Source organism: Maridesulfovibrio sp., assembly GCF_965230075.1.
Lineage (GTDB): Bacteria > Desulfobacterota > Desulfovibrionia > Desulfovibrionales > Desulfovibrionaceae > Maridesulfovibrio.
In genome coordinates this window covers 1,407,943-1,419,628 of the sequence record NZ_OZ245945.1, presented here as the reverse complement: position 1 = coordinate 1,419,628, position 11,686 = coordinate 1,407,943, and the positions used below count along the sequence as shown (strand labels likewise).

The window sequence follows — 11,686 nt, the reverse complement described above, 5'->3', positions numbered from 1 at the left end:
TACGACAAATGGCTCTAATTCACTTAAATCTAATTTCTCGATGAACAATTTGAGCAATTAACCTGCACAGTTCATTCGTATAAGCATCAAATATGGGAAGATTCTTTTCCACCTCATCGTCAACAATGATATTCTTCCAACTTTGATCATATCCATCCAATGCATCTGATATTTGAGCGTATTCCGAACTAGTTGGATCAAAATAAAGTCTAAACTTATTCAATAGCAATCCATGTTCATAAATTGCCTTAACAGTCTCATGCTCATGTTGTTCTAAGTATACTGTCTCATCTCGTCCTTCAGTTACGGCTTTCCGTACTAGATATTTTAGCCCCATCCCACGTTTCATCATTTCTCTATTTTTGGCATCAAATTCGGCAAACACATCAATCAAATTATTGGCCCATTTCTGATTAGTTGCTGATCGCAGCTCCAGTTGAGCCTTTCTCCAATTATACCAAATAGCTAAGACTGCACCAACAGAACTAATAGCAGCAGAGAGAGCACCGATAACAGCAACAATTAACTTCCAATCCCACACAGAATTAGTTTGATTTACAATAGCTTGCGCTATTCCAGCTATGGTCGCATTATCCATTACGTTATCTCCACAAGAGCGAGTAGTTATCAATAAAATACGAATAAGACTCAATTAAACAACTTGAAACTATTCGGTCAACCTAACTAATTTACACGGACATTTTACTATATACACAATCATGACACTACCCCCCCCCGGTTGGCACCAAAGGTTGGCAGCACCCTAAAAAAACACAAATAAACGCAAAAAAGGGTTAACTCAAAAACGAGTTAACCCTTTAATATTGTACCTTACTGTACACAAGTGGTGACCCCGGCAGGAATCGAACCTGCGGCACCAGGATTAGGAATCCTGTGCTCTATCCTACTGAGCTACGGGGCCACTTTATGTGAAAACGGCTGGAGAACTTTAGCGCATTTCTCCGTCCGAGGCGAGCATTAATATCCAAAGCGGTTTTTGATTGCAAGTCCTTTTTTCATCTTTCTCCTTATTTTTCGACGCAATCCGATTAAAACAATCAGGCTTCAAAGCCTTATGTGAAAAAGTGCATACCCAGTGTCACATTTTGTTGACAGGCGCATACATTCATGCCAGAACGCTTGACAGCTTAACACTGTTAAGCGCAGGAGAATCAACGATGAATACTACTTCAAAAACTATGGATGCGCCGCAGCAGCCCTTGCGTATGCTTATACTGGACGCCGCCCGCAAGCTCTTTGCAGAGCACGGTTATGCGCAGGTTTCCATGCGTAAGCTGGCTACTACTATCGGCTACTCGCCCACTACTATCTATCATCATTTTAAGGACAAAAAGGAACTCTTCCTCTGCCTGACAGAGGAGACTTACCGGGATTTCCTGCACCGTATCAATCGCATTATAGCGACAACGCCTCCCCCGCGTGAAGCCCTGAAAGACATACTCTATACCCTTGTGGATATGGGACTTGAGAACCCTAACGCATACAGAGTCGGGTTCATGATGGAAAGCGACCTCTGGAATGATCATAACTCACACTTTCAGGATAATCCGCTGGGCAAGACCATGTACAACCGCATTAATGAATGTGTTAAGGACTGCCTGCCAGCCAACGCATCTGATGAAGACATTCTGGTTACCGCAAATTCGGTAGTGGCCGCCACCCACGGGCTTACCTCCCTTTTAATCACCTACCCTACTTTTGAATGGGGTCCGCTGGACAGGTTAAAAGCGCAGGTAATTGACTCCGCTGTTGACGCCATCGACTGATTACTATAATCGAACAAATCTTTTTTCGCACGGGTCGGATAAAATAATCCGTTTATATAAGGAATTTCACCATGAACAAAAAAAGTGCCATGAAACTCAATAAAAAGGCCAAAAATCAAGTTGTCTCGCTGCTGCAGCCAAAGGATGCCCTGAACCGGCTCATGAAAAGGTTCCGCTCCCTGCAATCCCCTGAAGGATACTGGGTATTTGCCCTTGAAGCGGATGTAACCATCCCTTCAGAATATATCATGTTCAACAGATTTCTGGGCCGCAAGATGGATAAGGGCCTTGCTGAAAGGCTTGGCAACTACATCCGCGCCAAACAGATGCCCGATGGCGGCTGGCCCCTGCATGACGACGACGGCCCGGTAAACATCAGTGCATCCGTCAAAGCCTACATGGCTCTTAAGATGCTTGGTGATGACAAAGACGCTGAACATATGGTCCGTGCACGCCAGATCATCCTTGCCAAGGGCGGTGCTGAAACAGCTAACGTGTTCACCCGTATCTGCCTTGCTACCTTCGGCCAGATTCCATGGCACTGCCCTCCGGCTATGCCCATTGAAATCGTTCTGCTGCCCAAATGGTTCTTTTTCCATCTGGATAAGGTTTCCTACTGGTCCCGCTCGGTCATTTATCCGCTGCTAATCATCTACGCCAAGCAGCCGGTCTGCCGTTTGCGTCCTGAAGAAGCTGTACCCGAGCTTTTCTGCAAGCCTGCGGAAGAGCATATCCATATAGATAAGTACCGTGACAAGGGCTGGCGCAAGAATCTTTTCATCCTGCTGGACCGTATACTCAAGCGAACCATCCATATGGTACCCAAATCCATCAACCGGAAGGCCCTGAACTTTGCAGAAAAATGGACCCGCGAACACATGGCCGGACGCGGCGGCATCGGTGCAATTTTCCCGGCAATGGCTAATGCTGTTATGGCTCTGAGCCTGCTCGGATACGATGAATCAGATCCGGATTTCGCCCGCGGCATGCAGTCTGTGGACGATCTCATGGTCGATAAGTTCCACGTGCCTGAAAAATCCCCTTGGGAACACACTGTAATCACTGGCGGAGCTGAGCTTTCTGCTGCACCGGAGCTGGATATTTCCCCCGGTCACGGGACTGCCGAGAACCTTGAGCAGGCCATGTGCCAGCCCTGCAACTCTCCCATCTGGGATACCTGCCTGACCCTTTCTGCCATGATGGAAGCAGGCGAAGATCAGGACAGCAGAAGCACTCAGCAGGCGCTGAACTGGCTTTGGGATCAGCAGATATTCTTTCGTGGTGACTGGATTTCCAAGGCTCCCAAACTCGAAGGCGGCGGCTGGGCATTCCAGTTTGAAAATACTTTCTACCCCGACCTCGATGACACCGCCATGGTACTCATGGCCATGTGCCGCGCCGGGGTTCTGGACCAGCCTGAACACCGCGAAAACTTCGTTAAGGGTGTAAACTGGCTCATCGGCATGCAGTCCTCCAACGGCGGCTGGGCAGCATTCGACATCGACAACTGCGCCGAATACCTGAACGACATTCCCTTTGCGGATCACGGTGCCCTGCTCGACCCGCCCACCTCGGACCTGACCGCACGTGTAATCGAGCTACTGGGCGTACTGGGCTACGATAAGAGCTTCCGCCCCATCAAGGAAGGCATTGAATTCCTCAAAAAAGAACAGGAAGACGATGGCTCATGGTTCGGTCGCTGGGGTGTTAACTATATTTATGGAACATGGTCCGTGCTTTGCGGCCTGCGTCAGGCTGGGGAAGATATGAACTCTTCCTACGTTTGCAAGGCAGTGGAATGGTTCGAAAACCACCAGAACAAAGACGGCGGCTGGGGCGAATCCTGCCTGAGCTACAACGACAAGAACTACGCCGGACTCGGTGACTCTACAGCATCCCAGACCTCATGGGCGCTACTGGGCCTCATGGCTGCCGGACGGGTCCACTCCAAGGCTGTCAGCCGAGGCGTCCGCTACCTGCTGGATACCCAGAAGGAAGACGGCAGCTGGGACGAAACCCTGTTCACTGGAACCGGATTCCCCCGCGTTTTCTACCTGCGTTACCATGGCTACTCCCAATACTTCCCCATGTGGGCACTAGGAGTCTACCAGCGCTTTTCCGCAGATGAAGACACAAAACAGATCATGATGCGCCGCGACACTCCCCTTGACCTCGGCAGGAAGTGGTAAAAATGAACAACGATTCACTTTTGATCAGCAACACGGTCCCGGCTTACGAGACGGGACCGGATGACCGCATGCACTGCCACTGGCTCATGTGCAGGCTGCAGGAAGCTGCCACCGCCCATGCGGACTCACTCGGCTTCGGCATTGAAGATATGGCACAACTGGGCTGCTTCTGGGTGCTGACATCCATGCGCATTGAGATTGCTGAACTGCCCTTGCGCGAAAAGACTTTTGCTTTGACCACATGGTCTCGCGGAGCCAAAAAGCTGCGTGCTTTCCGTGATTTCTCCGGCTGTGATGAAGACGGTCGAGAAATTATCCGTGCCACCTCAGAATGGATGGTGCTGGATTCCGAAACTCGCAGGCCCATCGCCATTGATCAAAAGCTGAACTTGCATGCGCAAGACCGCTGCGTTTTTCCAGACGCAATGAAACGGCTGCGCCCCGGCACACCTGAAAAAGAACTCCGTGCCCTGAATGTCGGCTACAGCTCCCTTGATGCCAACGGGCACGTCAACAACACCGAATACCTGCGCTGGTCCTTTGATGGACTGCGTCCGCTTGGTTTTGACCAGAACAAGGTAAAATCCATCCGCATCGCCTTCCTTTCTGAAGTTTTCGAAGGAAACTCCATTAAATTGATGGATTGCGATTGTGATGAAGGCGGTTTTGAATTGATCGGTCTAAATGAGACTGAAGGAAAAGCTGCTTTTGCTTTGAAAGTGGAATAATCCAACAATATATTAAGTTTCGATTAAAAGCTCAGGATACGGAGATCGTATCCTGAGCTTTTTTAATGCAGACATCGCCATGCACAGATGATAACTGTAAATGATGCGAAAACCACTGCAAACGATCCTGATTAAACCGGCGGGCCCGGACTGCAACATGGGTTGCACCTATTGTTTCTATTTGGAAAAAGACTCGCTCTTTAACGAAACCCCGGTCCACCGCATGTCCGATGACATTCTTGAAGAGCTGATTCAACAGGCGATGAAACAATCCGCAGATCAAATCAGCTTCATCTGGCAAGGCGGTGAACCCACGTTGATGGGATTGGACTTTTACCGCAAAGCCGTTGAGTTGCAGCAACGCTTCGGACACAGCCAAATGGTTGGCAATGGTCTGCAAACCAACGGACTGCTCATCGACAATAAATGGATTGATTTTCTCAAAGAATACAATTGGCTGGTGGGCTTATCTCTCGACGGCCCTAAACACGTACACGACAACTACCGCCGAAGCCGCAGCGGAAACGGCACTTGGGAAAAAGTAGTAGCCAATGCCGAAAAGATGCTTGCCGCCGATCTGGCTGTGAACGCACTTATTGTCGTAAACGACTACTCCGTCAGGTATCCGGACGAAATATACCAATTTCACAAAAATCTCGGCTTATCCCACATGCAATTTATCCCTTGCGTTGAAACTGCCGGAGACAATTCCTCACAACTATCTTCATTCTCAGTGCCTGCAGAAGAATACGGACATTTTATCTGCCTGATTTTTGACCTCTGGATGAACGATTTTTCAGGACTCACACCAACCACTTCCGTACGCCTGTTTGACTCTCTGTTTCACATATATATGAACCACCCTGCTCCTGAATGCACCCTGCTGGGGGAATGTGGAAACTATGTGGTGGTGGAACATAGCGGCGATGTGTTCTCCTGTGACTTCTTTGTCCAGCCTAAATGGCACCTCGGCAATGTTATGGAAGACAATCTCACCGAGTTGTTGAATTCCCGGAAACAACAAGCTTTCGGCCTAAGAAAAGCCAATCTGGCTGCCGAGTGCGTAAATTGCCGCTGGCTTGCATTATGCCGGGGCGGATGTCCCAAGGACTGGATTATGGGACACAACGGCGACAGACAGAACTACCTCTGCCCAGCCTATAAAATATTCTTTGAATATTCTGACACAAGATTTCGCCAGTTAGCCCAAAAATGGAAAAAACAATATTCTGCCATGCAATCAAAACACCGACACACAGAACAGAATCCCAAGAGCAAACCCGGAAGAAACAAACCCTGCCCCTGCGGAAGCGGAAAAAAATTCAAGCGGTGTTGCGGCGCATAATCAATATTCTTGCACCTGCTCGTACTCTTCACGTATAGTGGTTCTAATTGCATAAATCGGCTTATTGCGTACTCCCATTGCGGCTTTGAACCCAATTTGTCGATTTGCTGCCAGCGGCAAGCACGATACTCCCAAAATAGGAGCAGGCAATGAAAGAAAAGACCAGACGTGAATTTCTTAAAAACGGTTTAGCATTAACAGCAGGAGCTGTAGCCTCCGGTGTATTGGGGAGTTCTACTGCAAAGGCTAAATCCAGGGCCATAGCCCCTCCGCAAATACGAACCGGGAAGAAACCGCCCAACATCCTGCTGATCATCACCGACCAACAAAGACAGGAGCAGCACTGGCCCTCCGGATGGCTGGAGAAGAACATGCCCAGTATGGCCCGTTTGCAAAAAAACGGAGTCACCTTCAGCAACAATTTCATAGCCGCATCTGCCTGTTCGCCCAGTCGAGCAACCTTCCTGACCGGAGTCTATCCCAGTGTACACGGCGTAACACAGGTTCCTCCCAACCCTCCCCTGCGCAGCGATATTACGAATATATTCAAGATGGCTGAAAAAGCAGGATACGACATCGCCTACAAGGGCAAAATGCATCTATTCACCCCCCAGAGCAATCCCTCCACAGACAACTTCACAAGCTACGACATCAAGTGGGCCGCGGACAACTACAGTACCCACCGTTGGAATCCACCGGACTGTGCGGTAGACATCGGCGGCAATCCATGGATCGGCGGAGGCGACCCCAGTAACGACCAACGCTTTGTAGACGGCGTACCGGAAACCTATAACCGCATGACCCCCGCCATAACAAAAGGGGAAACCATATTTGAATATCTGGACAACCATGACCCTGAAACGGATAAGCCGTTCCTTATGGTTGCCTCTTTCGGTAACCCGCATGACATAAGTGCATGGCCGGATCAGGATAAATGGGGCTACAACAAAGCTGATTATGCAGATCTCGATGAAATCAACCTGCCACCAAACTACAACGATAGTCTGGATGAAAAGCCCTCGGCCCAGAAGGAATACCAAAAACTTTGCGACAAGGTATCCAGCTGCCCCACTGAAAAAGACCGGATTGACTTCTGCCGTTTCTATGCCCACCTGCATAGAGTGGTCGACAAACAGATTTCAGCAGTGCTGGACAAGCTTGAAGAACGGGGCCTCACCGAGGAGACTGTAATCTTCCGTTTCGCAGACCATGGAGAACAGAGCTGGTCTCACATGATGATTCAGAAAGGAGTCAACAGCTATCAGGAAACCATCAATGTCCCGCTGATCATTTCCAATCCGAAACTATTTCCTAAGGGCAGGAAAACCGAATCCTTTTCTAGTCTGATCGATCTTGTTCCCACTATTGCAGAACTGACCGGAGCCGCGACTCCGGAAGAATTGAAGGAAGCAGGTATCCACGGCAAATCCCTTGTTCCTATTATGAATGACCCTAAGGCTAGTGTCCGTGACAGGGCCTTGTTCTTCACCGATGACTGCGAAACACTCTTTGCGGGACTGCTGGGAATGCAAAACGTCTATGAGACAATACCGGGGAAAATCCGCAGCATCCGCTACAAGGACTGGCTGTATGCCGTTTACTTTACCAACAAAGGCACAAGGCTCGAATATGAGTTATATAATCTGGCAGAAGATCCGGGGCAGATGGTCAATCTGGCATGGAGAGCACGGGCAAGAGCGAACTCAGCCCAGATGCAGAAGCTGCATGACATGCTGACTGCAGAACTGAAGCTATACGATGCCTTCCCGAAGGGCTTCGAATGGCCGACAAAAGCAGGTGTGAAGTCGGTATAAATCACACTTAACAAAAAATATAAGCTCAGGAAGAATAATTGCTACCTGAGCTTTTTTCTGTCGCTAAATATTACACTTCATTCGCCAACACACAACCATCATCATCCAAAGACAACTCGACATCCATGGTTCCGGCCTCAACAGCTACACCGCCGACCTGAACCTTGTGCGGTAGGCCGTCTTTACGATGCACGGTGACTTCAATCTCACCCTCTTTACCCATGGCAACACCCTGCTGTCCAAAATAAGAAAACACTGCCTGATCAGGCAATCTCCCATACTTGGATAAATATGCACCGCAAGGTCCATTACCATTTCCGGTTACCGGATCTTCATCAATACCGATTGCAGGGGCGAACATTCTCCCACAGGTCAGATACCTGCTTTCCGCTCCATTAATTGCAAAGACAAAAAAGCCGTTGCAATTCATCAAACGGCTGCACTCCGCCAGAGCTTTCATGTCCGGGGTAAGAGCATCAAGCTTTTGAACAGACCGAATCGGAACCATGACTTTGGAATGCCCGGTGGAGACTTCCTGCACTGGAAGCCCGGGTTCAAGATCATTAAGAGTGAGACCCAGTGCAGACAGAATTCGAGAGGTCATGGCTTCCTCATAGGGTTCGCTAAAAACAACCGCCCCTTGAGTCATGACTATTTTCATCTGATCACCGGAACCAACTATATCAACCGGCAACGGTCCGGCACCGATGAGAGCAGTTACTGTTGTATCAGCTAAACCGAGATGTATTGATCGGGCATAATGCGCTCCGACAGTGGCGTGCCCGCAAGTGGGTACTTCTATAGAAGGAGTGAAGTAGCGAACCTGCAGCTCGTGCCCGGAAGCTTCCGGGGTAGGAATCATGAAAGCGGTTTCGGAAACATTTACCAATGCTGCAATGGCCTGCATCTCAGCTTCGTTTAATCCGGTTGCATCCAACACAACCCCCGCTCTGTTTCCCTTGTCGGGAGTGGAGGTAAAGGCATCAACCAGCAGTACTTTAAGTTGCTTTTTCATGCTTGGAACGATAACTTACAAGCCAGATGTAAACAATAGACGAATTATAAGCTTAAAGTTCACAAAAATCTTTCTTTTCTCCGCTCTAAGCCCCGACATTGCTTGACTTCCCATCATTTGTCAGCTAAATATACCGCCTTTCGTGCAGTAATATTATTGCGCGATCTTTATGATGTTCTACGTCTTCGATCCTTATGAATTCAAGGATAACGGTGAGTTGCAAAAGCAACTTTTCCATCAGAATGAAGACATTTTTTAGTTGTCCGAAAAAATCGGACATAGAAACAATTTTTCCGCAAAGAGAGAATGGATTATGCAAGTTGCAGGTAAAGAACTTGAGGTTCAGCAGGGTGCGCTTTGCGGCGAGGTTCTCAAAGAGGCCTTGTCCAAGAAGCAGTTCAAGAACGTTGTAGTTGCCAAATGTGGCGATACGCTTCTTGATCTCACCACCACCGTGCCTGCCGACTGTACCGACCTTGAGCCGGTGATGGCTGATTCCGCAGAAGGTCTGGAAGTAATCCGCCACTCCACCGCACACCTTATGGCCGAAGCTGTGAAGAAGATCTTCCCCACAGCCAAGGTAACCATCGGCCCCTCCATAGCCAGCGGCTTCTACTACGATTTCGACTACGAACGCCCCTTCACACCTGAAGATCTTGAGGCCATCGAAGCCGAAATGCTGCGCCGTGTGGGTGCCAACGAAGAATTTACCCGTGAAGTACTTTCCAGTGCTGATGCGCTGAAAAAGTTCGAAGACATGGGCGAGGACTACAAGATCGAGCTGATTAACGATCTTGGTGAAGACACTGTTTCCGTTTACACCAACGGTGAGTTTGCTGACCTCTGCCGTGGCCCCCACGTGGCGCGCACAGGCATGCTCAAGGCTTTCAAGCTCCTTTCCGTTGCAGGTGCATACTGGCGCGGCGATGAAAATCGCCAGCAGCTCCAGCGTATCTACGGAACAGCTTTCCCCGACCCCAAGTCCTTGAAGAAGCACCTCGCACAGCTTGAAGAAGCTAAAAAGCGCGACCACCGTAAACTGGGAACCCAGCTTGACCTTTTCTCCGTAAGCCCCGAAGTGGGTGCGGGTATGACCATCTGGCATCCCAAAGGCGCGCTGATCCGTGCAATCCTTGAAGACTTCGAACGCAAGGAACACCTCAAACGCGGCTACCAGTTTGTACAGGGCCCGCTGATCCTCAAGCGTGAGCTTTGGGAAAAGTCCGGTCACTACGACAACTACCGCGAGAACATGTATTTCACTGAGATTGACGACCAGTCCTACGGCATTAAGCCCATGAACTGCCTTTCTCACATGCTGGTATTCAAATCCAGACTGCGCAGCTACCGTGACCTGCCCCAGCGCTACTTTGAGCATGGAGTTGTTCACCGCCACGAGAAATCCGGCGTATTGCACGGCCTGCTCCGTGTGCGCACCTTCACTCAGGATGATGCACACCTCATCTGCCGCCCGGACCAGCTCCGCGATGAAATCATCGGCGTTGCAAAGTTCGTAGGCGATGTAATGGGCCTGTTCGGATTTGAATATGAAGCAGAAGTCAGCACCAAGCCCGAAAAGGCTATCGGTTCTGATGAAGATTGGGATAGAGCCACCGAAGCACTCGAAGGCGCACTCAAAGAAATGGGTATGGAATACACCATTAATGAAGGCGACGGCGCGTTCTACGGTCCCAAAATTGACATCATTATTAAAGATGCTCTTGAACGTCGCTGGCAATGTGCTACAATCCAGTGTGATTTTACCTTGCCAGAGCGGTTTGACTTAAGCTATGTGGGCGAAGATGGTGAGCGTCACAGACCTGTAATGCTCCACCGGGTTATTCTCGGTTCCATCGAACGTTTCATCGGTGTTCTGCTTGAACACACCGGTGGCGCACTGCCTGCCTGGCTGTCCCCTGTTCAGGCAAAAATTCTCACTGTTACCGATTCTCAGAACGAATTTGCACAAAAAGTCTTGCAGTTTCTGCGAGAAAAAGGCATTCGTGCCGAGGTTGACGATCGCAATGAGAAACTGGGCTACAAAGTTCGGGAAGCCCAGCTTGAAAAAATCCCGTACATGTTAGTAATTGGCGACAAAGAAGTCGCTGCGGAATCGGTCAATGTAAGGGCCCGCGACGGGGAAGACCCCGGACTCAAGTCACTTGAAGAAGCGGCAGAGCTTATTTCGACCGCCATTGACGAACCATTCAAACGCGGAGGCATGAGCTATAGCTTTTCATAGAGACGGTAGGCGTCCCTATCGCAGGGATGACGGTGCCCGCCGAAACGAGCGCATTAGAGTTCCCAAGGTCATGGTTATTGATGACGAGGGTAACCAGTTGGGAGTACTTCCCACACGTGAAGCCCTTGAAATTGCACAGGACCGGGGTCTTGATCTGGTTGAAGTTGCAGAAAAGGCTGACCCGCCTGTTTGCAAGATTATGGACTATGGTAAGTTCAAATATCAGCAGCAGAAACGTAAGCAGGAAGCCAAGAAGAAGCAGACTGTAATCCAGATCAAGGAAGTCAAGTTTCGCCCCAAGACAGACGAGCACGATTACCAGACAAAGCTCAAGCACATCCGTCGGTTTCTCGAAGGCGGCGACAGGTGCAAAGTCACTATATTTTTCAGGGGCCGAGAAATTGTCCATAAGGACAGAGGGTTGGCAGTTCTGGAGCGAGTCAAAGAGGAAACCATGGATATCTCCAAGATGGAGCAGGCTCCAAGGTCCGAAGGCCGCACCATGAACATGATGTTGGCTCCTATTAAAAAATAAGGTTTTTTCCGACTTACGTGTCGGTATTTCC

The 11,686-nt window shown here is 49.4% G+C and carries 9 protein-coding genes and 1 tRNA gene; 7 read left to right on the top strand and 3 right to left on the bottom strand.

Features of this window, described 5'->3' with window-relative positions:
- Nucleotides 1-19: 19 nt before the first annotated feature.
- A complete protein-coding gene (locus tag ACO05Z_RS06510; RefSeq protein ID WP_421901344.1) occupies nt 20-598 on the bottom strand; it encodes a hypothetical protein in 579 nt (192 codons plus the stop codon).
- 247 nt (nt 599-845) lie between these two features.
- Nucleotides 846-922: transfer RNA gene (locus ACO05Z_RS06505), tRNA-Arg, on the bottom strand.
- 256 nt (nt 923-1,178) lie between these two features.
- Here ACO05Z_RS06505 and ACO05Z_RS06500 point away from each other — a divergent pair.
- From ACO05Z_RS06500 to ACO05Z_RS06480, 5 genes are all read left to right on the top strand, one after another.
- Nucleotides 1,179-1,787, top strand: coding sequence for a TetR/AcrR family transcriptional regulator (locus ACO05Z_RS06500; RefSeq protein WP_421901343.1), 609 nt, complete (start codon nt 1,179-1,181; stop codon nt 1,785-1,787).
- A gap of 71 nt (nt 1,788-1,858) precedes the next feature.
- A complete protein-coding gene (gene shc, locus ACO05Z_RS06495; RefSeq protein WP_421901342.1) occupies nt 1,859-3,976 on the top strand; it encodes a squalene--hopene cyclase in 2,118 nt (705 codons plus the stop codon).
- Between the two features lie 2 nt (nt 3,977-3,978).
- The gene (locus ACO05Z_RS06490) at nt 3,979-4,704 is read left to right on the top strand and encodes an acyl-[acyl-carrier-protein] thioesterase (protein ID WP_421901341.1); all 726 of its coding nucleotides are present in this window, start codon (nt 3,979-3,981) and stop codon (nt 4,702-4,704) included.
- Nucleotides 4,705-4,804: 100 nt separating this feature from the next.
- The gene (locus ACO05Z_RS06485; protein ID WP_421901340.1) at nt 4,805-6,049 is read left to right on the top strand and encodes an anaerobic sulfatase maturase; all 1,245 of its coding nucleotides are present in this window, start codon (nt 4,805-4,807) and stop codon (nt 6,047-6,049) included.
- Between the two features lie 149 nt (nt 6,050-6,198).
- Entirely contained in the window at nt 6,199-7,863 is a 1,665-nt protein-coding gene (locus ACO05Z_RS06480; protein ID WP_421901339.1) for a sulfatase-like hydrolase/transferase, read from the top strand.
- A gap of 70 nt (nt 7,864-7,933) precedes the next feature.
- Here the strand turns inward: ACO05Z_RS06480 and ACO05Z_RS06475 are convergent, their stop codons facing one another.
- A complete protein-coding gene (locus ACO05Z_RS06475; protein ID WP_421901337.1) occupies nt 7,934-8,878 on the bottom strand; it encodes a PhzF family isomerase in 945 nt (314 codons plus the stop codon).
- 313 nt (nt 8,879-9,191) lie between these two features.
- On the opposite strand from ACO05Z_RS06475, the gene thrS reads away from it, so the two are divergent.
- Together thrS and infC are read left to right on the top strand one after the other, a co-directional pair.
- Nucleotides 9,192-11,120, top strand: coding sequence for a threonine--tRNA ligase (thrS, locus tag ACO05Z_RS06470; RefSeq protein WP_421901336.1), 1,929 nt, complete (start codon nt 9,192-9,194; stop codon nt 11,118-11,120).
- Nucleotides 11,107-11,655: a translation initiation factor IF-3 gene (gene infC, locus ACO05Z_RS06465; RefSeq protein ID WP_421904175.1), complete on the top strand. Its 549-nt coding sequence runs from the start codon at nt 11,107-11,109 to the stop codon at nt 11,653-11,655. The genes thrS and infC overlap by 14 nt, the downstream gene beginning before the upstream one ends.
- Nucleotides 11,656-11,686: the final 31 nt, after the last annotated feature.